At 34.4% G+C, this 19,771-nt stretch carries 16 protein-coding genes and 3 tRNA genes; 9 read left to right on the forward strand and 10 right to left on the reverse strand.

The window, feature by feature from the left end:
* Positions 1 to 315 precede the first annotated feature (315 nt).
* The gene (locus tag ACM39_RS10055; protein ID WP_048510897.1) at positions 316 to 1,848 is read left to right on the forward strand and encodes a trypsin-like peptidase domain-containing protein; all 1,533 of its coding nucleotides are present in this window, start codon (positions 316 to 318) and stop codon (positions 1,846 to 1,848) included.
* Positions 1,849 to 1,904: 56 nt separating this feature from the next.
* Here ACM39_RS10055 and ACM39_RS10060 read toward each other — a convergent pair whose 3' ends face one another.
* From ACM39_RS10060 to ACM39_RS10070, 3 genes are all read right to left on the reverse strand, one after another.
* A complete protein-coding gene (locus ACM39_RS10060; protein WP_048510898.1) occupies positions 1,905 to 2,360 on the reverse strand; it encodes a hypothetical protein in 456 nt (151 codons plus the stop codon).
* Positions 2,360 to 2,740 carry a RidA family protein gene (locus ACM39_RS10065; protein ID WP_048510899.1) on the reverse strand — a complete coding sequence of 127 codons (381 nt, stop codon included), beginning with the start codon at positions 2,738 to 2,740 and terminating at the stop codon, positions 2,360 to 2,362. The genes ACM39_RS10060 and ACM39_RS10065 overlap by 1 nt, the downstream gene beginning before the upstream one ends.
* Positions 2,741 to 2,807: 67 nt before the next feature.
* A complete protein-coding gene (locus tag ACM39_RS10070; protein ID WP_048510900.1) occupies positions 2,808 to 5,396 on the reverse strand; it encodes a putative LPS assembly protein LptD in 2,589 nt (862 codons plus the stop codon).
* A 64-nt stretch (positions 5,397 to 5,460) separates the two neighbouring features.
* Between ACM39_RS10070 and ACM39_RS10075 the strand changes: the two genes are divergently transcribed.
* The 6 genes from ACM39_RS10075 (at position 5,461) to ACM39_RS10100 (ending at position 7,793) form a co-directional block, all read left to right on the forward strand.
* Positions 5,461 to 6,750 carry an N-acetylmuramoyl-L-alanine amidase gene (locus ACM39_RS10075; protein WP_048510901.1) on the forward strand — a complete coding sequence of 430 codons (1,290 nt, stop codon included), beginning with the start codon at positions 5,461 to 5,463 and terminating at the stop codon, positions 6,748 to 6,750.
* 58 nt (positions 6,751 to 6,808) lie between these two features.
* Positions 6,809 to 6,880 (forward strand) — tRNA-Glu (locus ACM39_RS10080).
* Between the two features lie 14 nt (positions 6,881 to 6,894).
* Entirely contained in the window at positions 6,895 to 7,215 is a 321-nt protein-coding gene (locus tag ACM39_RS10085; RefSeq protein WP_048510902.1) for a hypothetical protein, read from the forward strand.
* Between the two features lie 67 nt (positions 7,216 to 7,282).
* Complete coding sequence (gene rpsT / locus ACM39_RS10090; RefSeq protein ID WP_048510903.1) at positions 7,283 to 7,537, forward strand: 30S ribosomal protein S20; 255 nt, start codon at positions 7,283 to 7,285, stop codon at positions 7,535 to 7,537.
* Positions 7,538 to 7,548: 11 nt separating this feature from the next.
* A tRNA-Glu gene (locus tag ACM39_RS10095) sits at positions 7,549 to 7,620 on the forward strand.
* A gap of 101 nt (positions 7,621 to 7,721) precedes the next feature.
* A tRNA-Glu gene (locus ACM39_RS10100) sits at positions 7,722 to 7,793 on the forward strand.
* Between the two features lie 434 nt (positions 7,794 to 8,227).
* Here the strand turns inward: ACM39_RS10100 and ACM39_RS10105 are convergent.
* The 3 genes from ACM39_RS10105 to ACM39_RS10115 form a co-directional block, all read right to left on the reverse strand.
* On the reverse strand, positions 8,228 to 8,800 hold the full coding sequence (locus ACM39_RS10105; protein ID WP_316932890.1) for a DUF6705 family protein: 573 nt from the start codon (positions 8,798 to 8,800) through the stop codon (positions 8,228 to 8,230).
* Positions 8,801 to 8,821: 21 nt separating this feature from the next.
* Positions 8,822 to 10,054, reverse strand: coding sequence for a hypothetical protein (locus tag ACM39_RS10110; RefSeq protein ID WP_131701438.1), 1,233 nt, complete (start codon positions 10,052 to 10,054; stop codon positions 8,822 to 8,824).
* Between the two features lie 219 nt (positions 10,055 to 10,273).
* Positions 10,274 to 10,618, reverse strand: coding sequence for a hypothetical protein (locus ACM39_RS10115; RefSeq protein ID WP_048510906.1), 345 nt, complete (start codon positions 10,616 to 10,618; stop codon positions 10,274 to 10,276).
* 385 nt (positions 10,619 to 11,003) lie between these two features.
* Between ACM39_RS10115 and ACM39_RS10120 the strand changes: the two genes are divergently transcribed.
* Positions 11,004 to 11,660, forward strand: a complete 657-nt coding sequence (locus ACM39_RS10120) for a FadR/GntR family transcriptional regulator (RefSeq protein WP_048510907.1) — start codon at positions 11,004 to 11,006, stop codon at positions 11,658 to 11,660.
* 55 nt (positions 11,661 to 11,715) lie between these two features.
* Entirely contained in the window at positions 11,716 to 12,942 is a 1,227-nt protein-coding gene (locus ACM39_RS10125; RefSeq protein WP_048510908.1) for an MFS transporter, read from the forward strand.
* Between the two features lie 32 nt (positions 12,943 to 12,974).
* Here the strand turns inward: ACM39_RS10125 and ACM39_RS10130 are convergent, their stop codons facing one another.
* The 4 genes from ACM39_RS10130 to ACM39_RS10145 are packed head-to-tail and all read right to left on the reverse strand — an operon-like array spanning position 12,975 to position 19,665.
* Entirely contained in the window at positions 12,975 to 15,260 is a 2,286-nt protein-coding gene (locus ACM39_RS10130; protein WP_048510909.1) for a DUF5074 domain-containing protein, read from the reverse strand.
* 34 nt (positions 15,261 to 15,294) lie between these two features.
* Positions 15,295 to 16,488, reverse strand: a complete 1,194-nt coding sequence (locus tag ACM39_RS10135) for a hypothetical protein (protein WP_048510910.1) — start codon at positions 16,486 to 16,488, stop codon at positions 15,295 to 15,297.
* A 13-nt stretch (positions 16,489 to 16,501) separates the two neighbouring features.
* Positions 16,502 to 17,638, reverse strand: coding sequence for a YncE family protein (locus tag ACM39_RS10140; protein ID WP_048510911.1), 1,137 nt, complete (start codon positions 17,636 to 17,638; stop codon positions 16,502 to 16,504).
* The gene (locus ACM39_RS10145; RefSeq protein ID WP_048510912.1) at positions 17,635 to 19,665 is read right to left on the reverse strand and encodes a TonB-dependent receptor plug domain-containing protein; all 2,031 of its coding nucleotides are present in this window, start codon (positions 19,663 to 19,665) and stop codon (positions 17,635 to 17,637) included. Before ACM39_RS10145 ends, ACM39_RS10140 begins: the two co-directional genes overlap by 4 nt.
* Positions 19,666 to 19,771: the final 106 nt, after the last annotated feature.

Raw genomic sequence — 19,771 nt, forward strand, 5'->3', positions numbered from 1 at the left:
CAAATCCCACAAATTATTTTATATCACGAATGATAAACAGCAAATAATATCAATATAATATTGTAACTTTTGTCAGGTACTCATTTTGATTTAACTTAATGAATCTTACAAATTGTCATATTATTTTAATAATTTTTTAAGCTTCGTTAATTTGAATTTTAACAATTATGACATAAGGTGTAAATAATTACAATTCCTGTTAAATTTTAGTTAAAAATGAAACATTGCATACTAATTGCATACCTATTTAGCATTAAATTTGTTTACTGTAAAACGAAAATTGAAAACATAATAAATAACAAAGAAAGATATACAATGAAGAGTACTTTAAAAAAACTATTACCATTTGCAGTAGTAGGCGTTATGTCAGGAGCTACTACCGTTGGAGCTTTGCAATATTTCAATCATGATTCCAACAATAGCGACCAATCATATTTTACAAAATCTTCCAACGTATCGTTCGCAGGAATGAATTCTGCGTCAGTAGGTGATGATTTTGTGAAAGCTGCTAAAACAACAGTCCCGGCAGTTGTAACCATTAAAAATTATCAAAGCAGAGCTACGAGCCGAGCTTCAGAGCAGGATTTGTTTGATTTCTTCTTCGGAGATCCATTCGGCGGAGGAAGAGGGCAGCAAAGACAGAAACCTCAACAGCAGGCTCCGGATAACATGCCTTCAGGAATGGGTTCTGGTGTAATTATTTCTCCTGACGGATATATTATTTCGAATAATCACGTTGTTGCAGGTGCCAATAAACTTGAAGTAGTTTTAAGCAATAAAAAATCTTATATCGCAACATTAGTAGGAACTGACCCGAATACGGACATTTCATTATTAAAAATCGAAGAAAAAGGATTGCCATATCTAAATTTTGCTAATTCTGACAATATCGATGTAGGACAATGGGTTCTTGCAGTAGGTAACCCTCTTGGATTAAATTCTACTGTGACAGCGGGTATTATTTCTGCTAAAGGAAGAGGTATCGGAATCTTAGGAGGACAAGGAAAAGCAGCTAACCCTATTGAAAGCTTTATTCAAACGGATGCTGCAATTAACCCGGGAAATTCTGGCGGAGCTTTGGTAAATACTAATGGAGATCTTATCGGTATCAACTCAGCGATCCAGTCTACAACAGGATATTATCAAGGGTACGGATTTGCAGTTCCTGCGAATTTGGCTAGAAAAATCGTTGAAGATATCAAGAAGTTCGGTATTGTACAAAGAGGATTCCTTGGCGTGCAGTCTTTAGATTTATCTGATGATATGCAGGTTGCGGCTTACAATCAGCAGAAAAAAGCTAATATTAAATCAGGTTCAGGAATTTACGTAACAGGATTTGGGGATAAGAGCGGCGCAGAAGATGCAGGATTAAAAGTGGGAGACGTTATTACTAAAATCGACGGTACAGCGATTACTGATTTTGCAGATTTATCAATGTCTATCGGAAGCAAACGTCCTGGTGATAAAGTACAGGTAACTTACCAAAGAAATGGTAAAGAAAACACAACTACTGTGACTTTGAAAGATCAACAAGGCGGAACTTCTACAAGAACAAAAGCGGATCTTTCCGTAACTGAAAAAATCGGAGCCGAATTCCAAAGCATTGACGAGAGAACGAAATCATATTACGGCTTGAATAGCGGAGTTGTAGCTAAGAACGTTGTCGAAGGAAGCGAAATGGCCAAAGCAGGTATTGTAGATGGCTACATTATTACTGAAATCAACGGCAAACCAGTAAATTCGCAGAAAGATGTAGAAAACTTATTGAATAAATTCTCCGGAACAGCACAAATAAAATATATGGATGACTACGGAAGAAATTATCAAAGAGGTTTCAAAATGCCTTAATATATACAAACATTTCATAAAAAAACCGATGCAAAATTTGCATCGGTTTTTTTTATTTATGATTTATTGTTCATTTTTTCAGCAATCCTCTTTTTCTTATTCCGTTCATAAATAATCTCTACAATTTTACCCCCAATCCAAGCGAAAGGAAAGAAGATAAGAAAAATAGATATTTTATAAAACGTAGGATGATAAGGAAAAATAATAACATCCAGCATGGCTATAAATAACATGATGAACCCAATAAGAATCGCGTAGGCTACTTTAGCATATTTCACGATAATTGCTGTTGCCACGCCTCCAAAAGTACTTCCCAACCCGGAAATAAACAACAGGAAGCCAAAGAAAGCATCATCATCCTTCATGCTGTAAAGAAACCTATGCCAGTGCTCAAACGGAGCAAATGCTTCAAAAGTAACCCACTGCGGAAAAGCTCTTATACCAAGAGTAATAATAAGCCCCGCAATACAGAGCCCCACAAAAACCGCAAATGTATTTCTTAAAAAACTCATTAATCCTGATGTGCAATCATAGAAATTTCGATGTCAACATTTTTAGGCAAGCAAGAAACCTGTACTGTTTCACGAGCCGGATAGCTTTCTGCATCTAAATAAGAAGCATAAATATCATTCATTACAGCAAAATCATCCATATTTTTAAGGAAGATACTGGCTTTTACAACATTTTTGAACGTCATTCCTGCTTCTGTAAGGATAGCCTCAAGGTTTTTCATTACCTGGTGCGTTTCTTTTTCAATTCCTTCTACCAATTTACCAGTTGCAGGATCTACAGGAATCTGACCAGAGATATACAAAACACCATTTGCAAGGTTTGCTTGTGAATAAGGTCCGATAGCTGCAGGAGCATTAACTGTGTTAATTATTTTTTTCATTAGAAATTATTTTGGGTGCAAATATAAAATTTATATTCTATTTATATTCTCAAATCTCAATCCGTTATTAGAAAGGTGAATTTGGCTGAGTAAAACTTCTGTCTTTATATTTCAAAGCATCACTTAAGATATTGGCTTTGATACCGATAAAGAAGTCATACACTTTATACTGGCCGAAAGGAACCCAGTTAAAATTAATCGTAAAACTTCTTTGATCCCTCGCAAAACCAATTCTTGTGTAAGCCAATTGCTTCGTCACCATATCATAATGTGTACTCCCGTTGATATTCCAATATGGAGTAAGTTTAAGACTTCCATCCAGACCTACAGAAGCAATTTTAGTACCTGTTCTTGTCAACCCTCTTGTATATGCATAGTTCGCATTTATATTCAACGTCCAGGCCTGATCGAATCTTGAATAATTATCATCATCAAAATAATAATTCTCATTTCGGATCTCTCCTTTCTGCGAATACTTTTTAGCATAATCCGTTTTTTCACCAAAAATCTCACTGCTTAAAGGATAAGACAACTGAACATTGAATCCCTGAACACTGAAGTGCCCAAAATTTTCTGTTCTAACTCCTGTTTCTTCTCCGGGAATAAATATAATCCTATAAGGATCAAGCGTTAAACTTGTATTTACACTTAATTTATTTTCGAAGAAAGAAGACTGTCCGTTAATCGTAAAGATAGACCAGGGATGATCTTTTGCAGCAAAGTTGTAACTTCCTGAAAGGTTTAAAGATTCAAAGATTTTCACCTTCTTAACGCCAGTTGAGTCTTTCTTAGATTTCACTTTCATTTCAATATTATTTCCAATATTGAAACCTAAAGCTCCTTGCATTCCGCTTATCGGTTGGCCAACAATTCCTTTTTCAAAAATGGAATATGTAGTTAAAGCCCCGCTTGCGTTATAGTAATTTTTAAAATATCCATATCCCGAACCTCCAAAATCAGGAGAATAAGTAAAACCAATACTTGGTGTCATCATGTGTCTGATAGCTTCTATCGCAGCCCCTTTTTTGAACTTCAACATTCCGTAAAGTGTAGTCTGCAAACTTGCTGTAGTAGAAAAAATAGAATATCCTGCAATATTTTTATTGACAACATCTACTTCCTTATTAATAACAGGATCATAAAACCTGGTAAGCGTTTTTGTCGTTAATGCATTATCAATATTAGCTCCCAAGCTGAATGTAAAGTATTTTGCAATGGTAGTATTTGTTCCTAAAGCAATATTGTTTTTCAAACCGGTCTGCATTTTATCCCACATTGCAGGGGTAAAAAGTTCTCCTTCTGTCGTGGAAACATAATTTGATAAATTCAAACCCGTATTCACTGTAATGTTTTCCAATAAACCTTGTCTTACCCCAGTTTTTGACTTGAATAAATAAAACTGATTAATCGCAACATTCATCTGAGGCAAGCGTAAATCAGAATTCCCTGTTGCAAAGTTTTGAGAATAAGAAGCCGTTCCGGTAATTGTTACAGGCAATTTCAGAAATCTTTTAGTAACCGTTACAGTTGAATTCTGCTGAGTATTTAATACGTTTTGATTAAAAATATAGTTATTGTTTATTGTATTGTTATAAAACCGGTTACTTACAATATCTACTGACGCTGAAAATGTAAGGAAAGGATTCGCTTTTGTATCTTGCGTATGTCTCCATGCAATTCTGTAGGTACTTGTCTTTGTATAGTCATCAAGCCCTTTGATACCTCTCACTGTAGTTCCTATATCTGCAGAAAAATTACCATTGTAACGGTATTTTTTCACATAATTCATTTCAGGCCTTACGTTCCAGCTTCCTTTGGTATAAATATCCGCAAGAAGTTTAACATCGAAATGTTCCCCAATTGGCTGATAATAGCCAATACTGTTTAAAAAGAAACCGACATCTTCCCTTTCTCCAAAACTCGGAATAAGAATCCCCGCCGATCTTTTATCAGAAAAAGGAAGTACCGCAAATGGCATCACCAAAGGTGTAGGAACACCTTCTATGTACATTTGAATAGGTCCTGTAACAATTTGAGATTTATTTTTGCTTTTGATTAATTTAATATGTGGTGCCAGTAAATAGTAATCGGAAATTGTATCTTTTTTCTTTAAAAAATATTCATCCGTAGTATATCTGCCACGTCTCATAAAAAATACTGAGTCATTATATTTCTTTGTTTTCTCAGCAATGATTACTCCTTCGCTTTCTTCAGTTCTTGCGTTATAAGCAATCGCCTGTTTAGTTTTAAAATTATAATTAAACTGATCAGTTTCATATTTCTTACCGGCCTGAGTCGTAATGACAGGCTCAATAATTTTCTTACCTAAAGAATCTTGTTTTCCGCGTGCATAGATGAGATTTTTTTCTTCATCAATCGAGATATAATCTGCATCTATCTGCATATCCTGATATTTTACCTGAGCATTTTTGTTCAGATAAATCATCTTTTTAGGTACATCCCGGCGCATATCATCAGCTTTTGTCTGAAGAATATCATCTAAGGATTCCTTTTTTGCAACAATGGTATCCTTTTTGGAAATAGTATCATTAACCGCATTCTTAGGCAATTTTTCAGGAGTTTTCTGTGCTAAAAAATTGTTAAAAATTAGGATAATTAAAATTTGTAGTATATTTTTGAAGACGGTTTTGACCAATTTTTATTTATATTTAATGTATATAATCAAGGCTCAAAATTAATATAATTTTTAAAACTGTAAGATGCACAAACAAAATTTTAAAATAATTTTATCATTTCTTCTTATACTGATCTCCAATTTTATTTTTGCTCAAAAAAAATTCACGGTAGTTTTAGATGCCGGACACGGAGGAAGCGATCATGGAGCCAACAGAAATTACGCTGATATAGGAAGAGTTGCTGAAAAAGATGTTACACTGGCTGTCACACTGAAAGTGGGGGCAATGCTTGAAAAAAATAAAGATTTTAAAGTAATCTATACCCGTAAAATTGATGAATATCCTTCTTTGTCTGACAGAACAAATCTGGCCAACAGAAGCAAGGCTGATCTATTCGTCTCTATTCACTGTAACTCTTCTGTAAGACCTACTGCTTACGGAACAGAAACTTACGTACAGGGACCTAACCAGAACGATGAGAATCTTGAGGTCGCAAAAAGAGAAAATGACGTAATATTTTTGGATGAAAAGGATAAGCAGACTTTTGGTTCTTATGACGCCAACTCACCGGAATCGTTAATTGCTTTGAAACTTCAGCAAAGTAAATATCTTGAATCAAGTCTTCTTTTGGGAGGTTTGATAGAAGATAATTTCGTAAATAAGGATAAAAGATTCTCACGAGGGGTTTTTCAGAAAAACCTGCACGTTCTTCGTATGAATGCCATGCCTTCTGTGCTTATTGAAACCGGATTTATCAATCATCCGGAGGAAAGTCATTATTTAGCATCAGAAAAAGGACAGCAGGAAATTTCCGAAAGTATTTATCAGGCTATTGTTGATTATAAAAAAGCGATTGACAGAAAATCAGGAGGAGGGGCAGTTGCCGTTAGGAAGCCCGAACCGGAAAAACCCGTAGAAGTTGCATTGAAAAATGATTTCAGAATTTTATTATTAAGTGTACCTACTAAATACAATGACGGCGATCCAGCTTTAAAGGGTTTAAATTACATTCTCCCTATTAAAGAAAACGGACAATACAAATACTATTACGGAGTAACCAACTTAGCTTCGGTAAAAGATATCAATCTGAAAACAGCTAAAGATGCAGGATTCAAAAATGCTTATGCTGTAGGTTTCATGCCGAATCAGAAATTAAACTCAGGATATTACACCATTGAAGTATATGTCGGGGAAAAACTAAATGGAAATTCTTTCATCATGCAAACCCTGAAAGACGTAGAAAGAAATAAGGAAAACGGAGTGTTTTATTATACCTATGGAAAGGAATATTCTCTGGAAGACATTATAAAACTCCAGAAAGACCTCGAAGCGAAAGGAATTAAAAACACTGTAATTCAGAAGGTTTACAAATAATTCTAAAAATAATTTTGAAGTTAAAAAGTTAATTATTACTTTTGCGACCTCAAAATTTGGCCTATTCGTCTAGTGGTTAGGACTCAAGGTTTTCATCCTTGCAACAGGAGTTCGATTCTCCTATAGGCTACAAAATTTGATATCATGCCGGATTTAAAAATACAAGAAGCAAAATTGCTTTTTAAGAAAATCCACTCTAACCCAAAAAGTTACGATTTAAAGATCAATGAAGATGGGATTGCAGGCAGGGATGATAAAATAAGTTTCAGACTTTACAGGACTGGAGAAAGGGTAGCCTTTGAAGTAATAATTGATGGACTAACCTTCACCAATACAACTGGAGAATGGAACAATGCGATGGTTATGCTTACGAGCACAATCAAAAAAATAGAAAGAGAAGACGAGAATTTTAAAATAGAACAAGCGATTGATAAACTCCGAAAATATTTGTCCGAAGAAAATTAAAAAATTTCAATAAATAATTTGGCAGATAAAAAAAAAGTTTATACTTTTGCACTCACATTTGAACGATATGGCAAATCATAAATCAGCATTAAAAAGAATTAGACAAAACGAAGTTAGAAAAGTTCGTAACAGATACTACCACAAGACTGCTAGAACAGCTTTGAAAGTATTGAGAAATGAAGAAGATAAAGCTGCTGCTGCTGAGCAGTTGCCAAAAGTTATCTCTTTGTTGGATAAATTAGCTAAGAAAAATATTATCCACAAAAACAAAGCAGCTAACTTGAAAAGCAAATTAACTAAGCACGTTAATAAACTAGCTTAATAAGTATAGTTGGCCCGTTCGTCTATCGGTTAGGACCTCAGATTTTCATTCTGGTAAGAGGGGTTCGATTCCCCTACGGGCTACAAAATATAATTACTGCTAACCGGAGTGATTATAAAATAAGAGTTGTAAACTTATTATAAAAACAAAATATTAACCCTGTAAATATTACGGTATGGTAGATGGCCCGTTCGTCTATCGGTTAGGACCTCAGATTTTCATTCTGGTAAGAGGGGTTCGATTCCCCTACGGGCTACTTAACAACAATCAAAAAACTCTGATAAATACAATATCAGAGTTTTTTTTATTTTGAATCCTTCCGATTTTTCGAAATCTCTCTTACACGATCTTGTACGAAGCGAATTTCCAAAATCTTTTTTGATTTCTAAAATTTTTCCTTTCCTTTCTTTTCCTTCTGTCATATAATCAACTTAGAAATCTTTCAGTTAATTTCGGTTAAAATATTAAACTAATTATTTAATAATTATTACCGTCAATCAGAAAAGCCCCGTAATACGAGGCTAATTATAATTAAAAGAGATAGAAATTAATCTTCAAAAAAATCACTATTAATTTCGTTGATCTCAATAACCTTCTTTGTTTGAACTCCAACATTAAACGTTCCAAAAGCCTGTCTGAATCAAATTAATACAATTTTATTGTGTGGATTAGTGAATATTGCAAATAAGTTTACTGTTTTGTGAAAATTAAATCTTTTGTTTCAGGCAAATAGATATTTATGTCTGTTCCTGAAGGGCATTTATTGCTATCAAGTATAATATCATCTGGACGATACTCCCATGAAAGCTGAGTTGAATTTATTTTTTTCAAAAAAACATCTCCCCAACCAACTCTACAATTAGTTCCACTGTAGTAAAATACAACAGTATTTTTGGTGGGATAAGTATAGTAGCTATAAAATTCAATATTTGTTGTATTGTTACTTTTTGTATCTTGTAAAACAGTACCAGCAGAATTTTTAACTATATACTTTACAATCAGAACGTCTCTGTAAAATTTTTGATTTCCATAATCCATCAATTTGTCTTCAGTCTTTGTAATATATAATATAATTTCACTCCCTTGAAAGTTCGCTTTATAAGTCCCTACATATTGGGAAAGTTCATTATCTAAATCTTTAACATGAGCATTAGATGGAATATCTTTCATATTGCTATTTAATGGTAAGGATTGCGATCTACAAGATATTATACTTACTAAAAAGATAAATAAGATTATTATGTTAGTCTTTATTGTTTTCATATTTATTTTTTGTATTTATTATTAAGGACAGTTTGTTGGGATTGGTTCATTATTACTATTTAAACTGATACTTTTTATTGTATTATTACTCTCCACTCTCTGTAAGGTAACCATATTTACTAATCCCATATTCTTTAATGTTTCAAAAAACAATGTTTCTGCTCCCAGATTGTTTAAATCGCCATTACTATTAACGTATTTTGTGCCATTTTTTGCCCAATCAGTTAAATTTTTATCAAATTCCCTATATTTCTTCACGAATTTATCCAAAGTATCTTGTGAATAGGTTTGTAGTGATTGAGCATAAGTTCCCTTAAACCACATAACATAATGCATGCCATTGGGAGCAACCATGCCTAAATAAGCATTATTGGTATTATCCAATGCAGTTGGCTGAGCTCTTGCAAATCCTAATAATTGGTCAATATCTGGTGGGGAAAGCATTGGTATTCCTGATGGTGTATGATTATGATACCCCCCTTGATAACCTGTTTTATCTCCCAAGTCTACACTATGCTTACCTCCATTAAGTGTTTCGGAAGGTGTACCGTCTGCTTTAAACTTCACTCCTTTTTCACCCCCTTTAGGAGCTTGCTCTTTTAATTCTTTGATTTTTGCCTGTACTTGAGTTTTTTCTAATACTCCTTTAGTTTTCTCACATGGTGTTTGAGATGGTTGTGGCGGGATATTAGTTCCTCCGGCACCCCCTCCCCCTCCTGGATATGGATAAGTTGGATTCTCAGGATTAGGATTTGATGGCCCGTCCCCACCACCAACTTCATTACATGTTGTTATATATTGTGTTTCCCAATGCCCTCCTGCATCAGGATTAGTCTCACTATTAGGATACCACATTGATACTGAACTAACTGCACATTGTACTATTCCCTTAGCAGTTTGAGAGCTTAGTTGCTCCATCTTTGATGGCTGACGCTTTTCTACTGTTGTATATCCCTGAAAGAATTTGATATGTTCCTGATCATTATCATAAACAAATTTGATTTCATCATCATTTCTAGGCACTTGTATACAAGAAACTATAGTTTTACCATTAGCCACTGGGACAATCAAAAAACTTTCATCCATACGCCCCATCGTCATAGCATAATCCCAGAGAGGTGTTCCATTCCCTTTTTTGATTTCAGATTCATTTTCACCATAAACCTTCATTACATTTTTAATGTATGTTTCATCTTCTTTCCAGACGCTTTTGGAGTTGTATTCTTTAGAGGTAGGATCAGATGATGTAGACATATCATCATGAATACAGGAGTATAAAGAAACTCCGAATGCTATTAAAAATAATAGCTTTGAAATAAATTTGTTTTTCATTTAATGTTTATAATTTTAAGTGAACTAATATAAAAATATTTTTTAATTCACAGATTAGGGTTTTCCGTATTGTTTTGAATCAACTTTCTCTGTAAATGTAATTCGACAAAGCGACAGAATTTGTCGTATTTTTTATCTGTTTTATTTGTCAATCTGTTTTGTTCTCCCAAACTTCAATGCTACCAATCTGTTTGCTTTATCATAAATAAACACATTGTTTTGAGCAGATACATTCATTCCCTTGTTGAATTTGAAATCTTCTAAAAACAAATCATTGATAAACAAAAGTTCACAATCAAAATAAACGCTGTCTAATTCCTGACCGTTTTCAGAAAAGGGAGGGATTTTTATGATTTCCAGATTTTGAACCTCAACCTTGTTTTCAAGCATTCCCTTCAAATCAAAATCAACCTGCTCTATTGTTATTTTTTGAGCACAAGAGAGCAAGAAGAGAATAATTGTTGATATTACAATAGTCTTTTTCATTCTTCTTAAAAGTTTATTCGTAGAATTTTCTGTAATGACAAATTTTAATAAACATTATAAAATATTTACGAAAATCTTCCGAATACAAGTATGAGGATGAGGTCAAACAAAGGAAATCAGAGTCAAGAAATCTTTGATTTTTCCAAGTATTCTCTAAAAATTTATGCTAGGATTTTGTGAAAAGTGTTTTCCCCTACGGGCTACAAAGAGACTTTATTTTAAAGTCTCTTTTTTATTTTTTCTTTATTTGAATTGAACTTATTTCATATAAATATTTAGGATTAATAATATCAGTTCTTACCTTTCAAACTTTAAATATCATATTAAAATATTCCGGAAAAATCATACCTTTGCATTCATCAGATGATAAGATGTTTTTAAATAAATGCAGATTCAAAGACGAACTTTAGCACAAGAAGTAGCAGAAAGGTTAATTGAAGGAATACTCAATGACGAATTTACTGTAGGTACAAAATTACCCATTGAAGCAGAGCTGATGAAAATGTATGGTGTCGGCCGATCCAGTATCCGTGAAGCTATTAAAATTTTGTCTATCAAAGGAATATTAAACGTTCAGCAAGGTGTGGGAACCTTTGTAGTTTCTAAAAACATACAGGAATCTTTAGAATCTCAAATGGATAAAGCACAAATCGAAGATGTGTTTGAGGTGAGATCTCTTTTAGATTCAAAAATTGCAGGAAAAGCAGCCATTCATCGTACAGAAGAAGATCTGAAAAGTATTAAAATGTATTTGGATCTCAGAAATAAGCTGGCTGAAGAAAATAAGGCAGCAGAATGCTATGAAGCCGATATAAATTTTCACGTAGCTATTGCTGAAGCTTGTGGTAACACACTTTTGAAAGAAATCTACATCATAGCAAGCAAGCATATTTTAAGATCTTTTGAAAGCAGTCATAACAACAACACAGAACCTTTTAAAATTTCTCAAAAAATACATACTCGTCTATTTAAATCAATAGAAAATAAGGATTCAGAAAAAGCAGCATTTATAGCACAACAGATTGTTGACAGAATTTATTAAAAATAAAAATTTAATCCAATTCATCAGATGACCTGATGAATAAAAATAATATTCTATGGAAAATACTCAGGCAAAAACAATTGACACAACTAAAATTGTTTATCCTATTTTATTTATGATCAGTTTTTCTCATTTTTTAAATGACCTTATTCAGTCTACCATTCCTTCACTGTACCCAATTTTAAAAGGAGAATTCAGTTTATCGTTTGCTCAAATCGGTATTATCACATTGGTATTTCAGCTTACAGCTTCCATCCTTCAGCCTTTTGTTGGAATTTATACTGATAAAAAACCTAACCCTAGATCATTAGCGATAGGGATGGGACTTTCAATGGCCGGTTTATTACTTTTGGCAGCAGCTCATCAATATTATGTACTCTTAATTGCAGTTGCATTCATCGGGATGGGTTCTTCCGTTTTCCATCCTGAAGCATCAAGGGTTGCACAGCTGGCATCCGGCGGACAAAAAGGATTGGCTCAGTCTATTTTCCAGGTAGGTGGGAATTCCGGAAGTGCCATCGGCCCTCTATTGGTTGCTTTAATTGTACTTCCTTTGGGACAGGGGTATGTAGGTCTTTTTGCAATTGCCGCTTTTATAGGAATTATCGTGTTATGGAGAATCGGAAACTGGTATGCAGAGAGATTATCATTGAAAAAAACAGCTAAACATTCAAGCGATATTATTGAGATACAATTATCCCGCAAAAAGGTTTTATTTTCGATTACTATTCTATTGGCTTTAGTATTTTCAAAATACATTTATTTAGCATCAATGACCAATTATTTTACCTTTTTCCTCATGGATAAGTTCCATATTTCAGTAAAAGACTCTCAGCTTTATTTATTCATGTTTCTTGCAGCGGTTGCTATAGGAACTATTTTAGGAGGAAAATTGGGAGATAAATATGGCAGAAAAAAAATCATTTGGATTTCTATTTTAGGAGCAGCTCCTTTTACTCTTTGCCTTCCTTACTTATCTTTGACATGGACTGTCATTTTTGCTGTTTTAATCGGGCTAATTATTGCTTCAGCCTTTTCTGCAATTTTGGTTTACGCAACAGATCTTATGCCTAACAAAATTGGTTTGGTAGCCGGATTATTTTTTGGATTTATGTTTGGCATGGGCGGAATTGGATCTGCTGTACTAGGTGCATTAGCTGATGACACCAGTATAGAATATGTATTCAAAATCTGTGCTTTTTTACCGCTTATGGGAATCATTACCGCTTTTTTACCTGACTTAAAAAGACAAAAAAAAAGCCTCCACCAAGACAATAGGTAGAGGCTAAACAAAATTGGATATACTAATAAATATTAGTTCTTGATTAGCTTCTGTTGATAAACAGCTTTGTCAGTAACAATTTTCACAATGTAAATACCTTTTAGAAGGGTACTTACATTTACTTGACTGTTTTCAAGTTTAGTATTCATTAATCGCCCTGAAATGTCATAGACAGCTATATCCAAAACTTTATCCTGTGTTTTGATATTCAAAATATCTGTTACAGGATTTGGATAAATGCTTAATTGTGTTTTCTTAACCTCAACAGTAGACAGAGCTCCACTTATTGCATTGACGGAAAGTGTTTTTTCAACCACTTTCCCATTTGAATTAAAACTTACGACAACTTCTGAAGAGCCATTCCCTTGTGGGGCTAAAACAAGCTCATCATTTGTATTGATTACTGCAGAAACAACAGAAGGGTTAGTATTTGATTTTACTGTTTTTACAATAGCTAAAGAAGTATTGTCAGCATCTGTCACGATTGTTTTTAAATCAATTGTAGTCGCTGCATTTACATTTATCTGCGAAGGAAAAGCAGAAGCCACAACAGGTAATGTGTTATCAGGAAATACCGTCATTGCAGGAAACCAATAATAATCGTTTAATTTTTTAGTATTGATTAAATTTCCAGTGTTGCTGTAAGTATGAACCCAGTTGTTCTGGTAATGTGCTCCGTAGCCGCTTTCTGTTGTATTTAGAATCAATTCATCTGTTGTTGGGCTTACACGTAATGCCGCTCCGTAAGGAATTTGCTTATAAGTTCCTGTCTGTCCGGGGATAACAGCAAAGTTTTCATTAAATGTCTTTGTAGTAACATCAAATTTTACAAGCTGAGTTCCGGACATAAAACTATTCACGGAATTGATCCAGTATAATGTATTATTCTGGTTGCTTGCTGTAAGACTTCCCGCATTCCAGGCTCCCCAAGAACCAAAATATTTTGTGGTAGGAATATTATAATTTGTGGGAGCAAAAGTTATTGGATCAATATTTACTAATTTCTGATCCTGAATCGCCCAGATACTTCCATCTTTTGCCTGAACAATGGAATGGAAGGAACCCGCAATTGTAGAAACCACAGTATCGGTATTTGGATTAATCACCAAAATTCCTGTAGCCTGTTTTATAGCAAAAACATATTGCGAAGTACGAATCATATTCCCTATTTGCCCAGCATAAGCACTTCCTCCGCCTGTCGTTGGAATCAGGTTTCCCACCTGCATATTGTCTATATCAAATACAAAAATACCGTTCGAAGCACCGATATAACCTTTGTGTTCATTTACACCCACAAAAGACCTTCCGTCTCCACCGCCGATATCATTAAAACCAGCAATTTTCTGCATGGTATGAGCATTTGCCACAACTAATCTTCCTCCCGGAGTATATTGTGTATCACCTCCGTCAGCAGCTTGTTTTGAAATAAAATAAAACTTATCTCCATAGATAGTTCCATACTGTGTAGTCGCTCCAAAAGCCTGATTATTATTTGCATTGCTGTAAACTCTGTAATTTACATTTCCGCCGTTATCAATAAAATTTACAGAACCGTTTGTATGGCCAAACCACTCTTCGTTTACTATAAAATATCCGTTGGCATAATCTGTTGAAGTTACATATGGTGAAACGGCGGTCAATGTAGATGAAATTGGGAAGGAGTTCATCCCCGCATTAAAATTCCAAACATCCCAGGAACCATTTTCCAGAGCCCTTGTACTCGCTCCTACTCCGGAATATCCAAAATCAGTATCAGTAGGATCTTTCACCCAATAAGACCAATATCCGTTATACCATCCGGTTCCCCAATGATCATCTGTGTCTGCAACAGTATAATCATCAAAATCATAAGAAGTTGTATTTACGATTCCGTCAATGGGATAATAAGGATAAGTTACATTCCCGTTTTTGTAAAGAGCATTTGAGTTTACACCGTTTAGATCAAACCCAAGTCCGCCAACAGCACTTCCAAACGATGTCCCCTGATACAATAATGTGAAAAATCTGTGATCGGCTTTTGCGATAGCTTTCAACATATCTTCACCTGTTGCATTCCCGTTCCATCTGAAGCCCCAGACTAAAGCATCAGGATTTTTACCATCATTCCACTGAACGACAAAAGCCGCCTCATTGGAACCTGTTCCTACCCAATACTGGACATCTGCAAAAGTGAAAGTAGTGTTCAAAGCAGTATTTGTCTGATTCTGATTACCAGAATTCAGTTGGATATCATTTCTGGGCACACCCTGTACTTTTATCTGAGCATTCACGAAAAATGCAAAGAGAAAAAACATTGTAAAAAGATAAAACTTTTTCATTTCTATTTAATTTTTAAAATATTTATTCTTGATTTTATTTAAGATGTAAATCATAGGCTCCCGCCACCTCAGTTGAAACCTCACCAAGCCAACCCGCTTCCTGATTGACTCCCGTATAAACTTTCACGAAATCAACTCCCGGGAGCTTTACATATTTTCCGCCTTTGTCAACTGCCCAAGAGATATCAATATCAGAAGCTTCATCATTGTTTGGGGCATTATCTGCATATCCGTATTCGTAAGATTTTCCTACCCAATAATTCCCCGTTCCGCTTTGATCATAAAAATTGTTCTGAAGCTTTGTTCCGGTAAAACTGTAAGAAGCATCTGAAAGCCACAAAGGATAGTAGCTTTGCGCATGGAAGGTGTTTCTTGTTTTAAATCCATTATTCCCCAGATTGTCCTGCCATTTGATATATTCTATATCAGTCTGCCAAAACTCACTTCCGGGAACGGGAATTTTATTTTCATTGGGTCTAAAGTATGTTATGCTGTAATCTTTTACAGTTGTATTCTTAAAATATTCGCTTCCTGCGATTTCGTACCACTCATTATCATCGGGTTTTCCGTTTTTGTTTCTGTCATAGGCAATCATGATGATTCCCGGTTCGCAAGAGCCAGAGCGCACATCATTGGCATCATTTCCGAAAAAGGCATTTCCAAGAATTTTAAAATCCCGTCCGTTCATATTCGGAATTGTATGATCAAAACCAAAAACAACGTAGCCGCCATAACCGCCAAGCGTAATCATTGTAGAAGCTTCTCCAACTAAAGATTCTTTTGCTTTTTGAAGTATCATACTTGCTGTATTTCCGTTTTCATATTCAGGAATTTCATTAATAAACTGTCCTACTGCAGGTCTGAAATCGAAAACATTGGAAATATATTTACTGAAAGTTCCGGTTTCCTGCTTTACAATTATTTTTGAATTATATGTTTTTGTACTGCCGTTACTTTCAATTTTTAGAGTTAAAGGATAGGCAGCCACTTTTGGACTGATAAATTCCAGCTCTGAATTTTGAGAAATAATGGAATCATTGATACTCCATGTGAAGTTTCCTGAAACATTTGTCGGGATACTCAACACTCTGAAACGTTCTACAGAATAAGATTCATCAAGACCATTGAATGAAAAATCATCGTCTCCATCCCTTTTACAGGCTACTATTCCTATGAAAAGCATAGAAAAAAGCGAAATTTTTAAATAGTCAAACTTAATTCTCTTCATATTTTAGATTTAATTATTTATATAAAAAAGTGAAATGAGCAGGGATATTTCCGCCCTCAGTTTTCCATTTGAAATGACCATTTTTATCAAAACAATACACGAATCCCATCGCTACATAATTTCTGGCATCCGTTATATAAATATCTTCAGTAATTGGGTTTACCATAATTCCATAAGGTGTTTTAATGGCATCTACATATTCCTGATCAATAATTTTATTGGAAATAATTTCTTCAGTTTTCACATCAATGATTCCGAAAGTTTTTTTGTAAGAATGGGTATTGTAATTAAATTCATTTCCATAGAAATAAAGTTTATCATTCACAATTGTCATTTCACTTACCGAGAGATGAAAATCTTTTTTAATGTTTCCAGTTGCAGCATCAATTAGAAATAAATTTGAAGGAACTGTGTAATAATCACCTCTGGAACTTACATATAGATCACCATAATTGTCTTTTTTGAGTCGATGGAGGTTTATAGCAACGTCGATTTTTTTGATTTCAGTAAAGGAGTTTAGATCAATCACAGAAACGGTTTTGTCATAATTCGGGACCATATAACCGCCGGAATTGGCAACAAAAAGCTGATTTCCCACAATTTCAATTTCTTCAGGCTGATAACCCACTGTGGCCTGTCTTTGGATAGAAAGCGAAACAGTATCAATTTCAACTACTTTTCCTTTCGGAGCATTGGGATTGATGTCTACCGGACCTGCATAACTGCTTGCATAAGCCTTTCCGTCTCTAAAAGCCAGGTATCTGCAATTTTGAAGAGGAATCGTTTTAATTCTTTTTGCCGTTTTAGCATCCAGAACCTCAATTTTATTGGAAACATTCACGACAACATACAATTTGCTTCCGTAGATTTTAATATCATTTCCTACATCACCTAATTCTTTTACTACATTAGGATTGATTTCAGCGTAAATATTTCTATGATATGTTCCGGTGGTGTAATCGAAAAAGTCAAGGGTACACTTATTACTTCCCATGTTCCCCTCATTTAAAAGATAAAAGCCTTTAATAGCTGTATTTTCGGGCGTTGCAAGTCCCGGTACAACTTCTGAACGCACAATAATATCATCCGTACGACATGAAACAAGAAAAACCAATGTGAAAAGCAATAGAAAAATATTTAGCTTTTTCATAAAGTGTAGTTTAGAATAAGTTTAAAATTTCTTCCTGGCATCGGATAATTGATTACAACATCATAATACTGATTGAAAATATTATTCATTTCAAGACTTACTTTGAACTGTTGTTTATGCCAATTAAATTTTTTCTGAACAGATAAATCATGCGTATACCAAGGCTGAACATAATTGTATTGAATATTATCCTGATTCACATCATAACGCTCTCCCACGTACATTGCGCTATAATTAAAACTCCATTCTTTATAATCTGCCATTAACGTAAAAGTTCCGCTATGCCAAGGGGTATAAGCAATTTGGTTTTTATAAAAACTGTCTTCAGAATTTGTCATATCTCTCGCACTTTGATAGGTATAGGAAAGCAATGGCTTCAACTTCACATTGCCCAACATCATATCTGCCTGCATATTCACATCAACACCGATGATTTCTACCCAACCAAGATTCATCATCAGCCAACGAAACATGCTTCCATTAGGTGCTGCGATGATTTTATCTTCTACTTTATTGTAATATCCGTCTACTTTTGCATAGAAATTTTGCAGAATTGATTTATTAAAACTTTTCTGATAGGTAATACCAATGTCATATTGATTCGTATATTCCGGTTTCAGATATGTATTTCCTATATTGGTATAATATAAATCGTTGAAAGTCGGCATCCTGAAAATTCTTTTGTAAAAGGCTCTTAACGTAAGTTCAGGAACAATCCCCGGTTGATAGCTCATGAATAAAGCAGGAGACCATTCTCTTCTGTCAGGAGATTTGATATTACGCTCCACATGTTCCTGAATAAATGTTCCCAAAACACTTCCAAGCAACTTGAATCTATTCCATTGATATGTAGAGGCAAAAGAAACAAGCGAAGTATAACGCACAGGATAAGAAAAATTTTCTAAATCCGCATCAAGATTATTAAACTGAAAATCAGCATTTACACTGACATCCCAATTGGTATTAATTGAATATAGATTAGATGAAGAAAGATATATTTCTCTTTGAATGAAGGTATTATTAGCATATTTAAGGTATTCGGACTTCACAGTATCCAAAAAATGGGTATAGTCATAAGCAAATTTTGCCTTCAACTGAGTTTCTAGTTTTGGAAATATTTTTTTCCTTACATGAGCCTGAACGAAATAATTTTCATCTTCCAGTCTTGCTCCACGAGCATCAAAACGTCCGTTAACAATAGCTGCGGGTAATCCCCTGTTTGAAATATATCCGTAACCACGCACATTCCAGCTTCCATTATTCAAGGCACCGTTTAGACTTGTTTCAAAACGCTTTGCCTGAATATCAGAATCCTGTCTTTTAGCGATCGTATCATAAGCCTGTTCCCCGTCGGGGTATTTTTTAGCATAACGGTATCTGTAAACCCCATCACTTTGCATAAACTCTGAACTGAAACTTGCAGAAACTTTCTGTGAAATTTTTTGTTCCAAACGAAAAGACGGATTAAATAAATCAATCGAAGCATTTTTTAACCTTATAACAAGATTTGTTTTTCTATTCCCTTTAAAAGAAGGCATTTTTGGCTGTAAATAAATAGAACCTGATGAACCGAAATCCTTTGCGGGCTGAAAAATTTCACTCTTTTGACCATTATATAACGAAATTTCTTCCAAATCATCTAAAGAATATCGACCCAAATCGACTAATCCGTTTTGTGCATTTCCCAATTGAATCCCATCATAAAAAACTCCTACATGCTGACTTCCCAAACTTCGGATATTGATCGTTTTCAAACCACCTATTCCTCCGTAATCTTTAATCTGAACTCCTGAAAAATACCGTAGAGCATCAGCAACGGAATGACTGTTGAGCCTTTCCAGCTCTTCACCCTGCAGAATCTGGGCTGGAAGGATTTCCTTAAAATTCTTTTTATAAATATTGACAGGGATAATTGCCTGTTCCTTTATCGTATCTTTTTTTATTTGAGAAAATAATAGCTGAGATGTTAACACCAAAACTGTGAAAACAACCTTATGAAACTGAGATGTAAAAAATTTTGTCACCATTAGCTCATTCAGAATAATGATGACGCTAATGGATATAAGAATACAACGACCAAGCACAGCCGTAACTGCACAAAATCAATCATGTCCTAAGCTTTATTCCACGAAA

The sequence above is a fragment of the Chryseobacterium sp. FH2 genome (assembly GCF_001045455.1).
Classification (GTDB): domain Bacteria; phylum Bacteroidota; class Bacteroidia; order Flavobacteriales; family Weeksellaceae; genus Chryseobacterium.

What these genes read in the sequence shown, in the direction of transcription:
- ACM39_RS10065 (WP_048510899.1), bottom strand. Translation starts at nt 2,740, where the DNA reads ATGAAAAAAATAATTAACACAGTTAATGCTCCTGCAGCTATCGGACCT.
- ACM39_RS10085 (WP_048510902.1), top strand. Translation starts at nt 6,895, where the DNA reads ATGCCGGATTTAAAAATACAAGAAGCAAAATTGCTTTTTAAGAAAATC.
- ACM39_RS10130 (WP_048510909.1), bottom strand. Translation starts at nt 15,260, where the DNA reads ATGAAAAAGTTTTATCTTTTTACAATGTTTTTTCTCTTTGCATTTTTC.
- ACM39_RS10060 (WP_048510898.1), bottom strand. Translation starts at nt 2,360, where the DNA reads ATGAGTTTTTTAAGAAATACATTTGCGGTTTTTGTGGGGCTCTGTATT.
- ACM39_RS10055 (WP_048510897.1), top strand. Translation starts at nt 316, where the DNA reads ATGAAGAGTACTTTAAAAAAACTATTACCATTTGCAGTAGTAGGCGTT.
- ACM39_RS10120 (WP_048510907.1), top strand. Translation starts at nt 11,004, where the DNA reads ATGCAGATTCAAAGACGAACTTTAGCACAAGAAGTAGCAGAAAGGTTA.
- ACM39_RS10140 (WP_048510911.1), bottom strand. Translation starts at nt 17,638, where the DNA reads ATGAAAAAGCTAAATATTTTTCTATTGCTTTTCACATTGGTTTTTCTT.
- ACM39_RS10135 (WP_048510910.1), bottom strand. Translation starts at nt 16,488, where the DNA reads ATGAAGAGAATTAAGTTTGACTATTTAAAAATTTCGCTTTTTTCTATG.
- ACM39_RS10075 (WP_048510901.1), top strand. Translation starts at nt 5,461, where the DNA reads ATGCACAAACAAAATTTTAAAATAATTTTATCATTTCTTCTTATACTG.
- ACM39_RS10145 (WP_048510912.1), bottom strand. Translation starts at nt 19,665, where the DNA reads ATGGTGACAAAATTTTTTACATCTCAGTTTCATAAGGTTGTTTTCACA.
- ACM39_RS10110 (WP_131701438.1), bottom strand. Translation starts at nt 10,054, where the DNA reads ATGTCTACATCATCTGATCCTACCTCTAAAGAATACAACTCCAAAAGC.
- ACM39_RS10125 (WP_048510908.1), top strand. Translation starts at nt 11,716, where the DNA reads ATGGAAAATACTCAGGCAAAAACAATTGACACAACTAAAATTGTTTAT.
- rpsT (WP_048510903.1), top strand. Translation starts at nt 7,283, where the DNA reads ATGGCAAATCATAAATCAGCATTAAAAAGAATTAGACAAAACGAAGTT.
- ACM39_RS10115 (WP_048510906.1), bottom strand. Translation starts at nt 10,618, where the DNA reads ATGAAAAAGACTATTGTAATATCAACAATTATTCTCTTCTTGCTCTCT.
- ACM39_RS10105 (WP_316932890.1), bottom strand. Translation starts at nt 8,800, where the DNA reads ATGAAAACAATAAAGACTAACATAATAATCTTATTTATCTTTTTAGTA.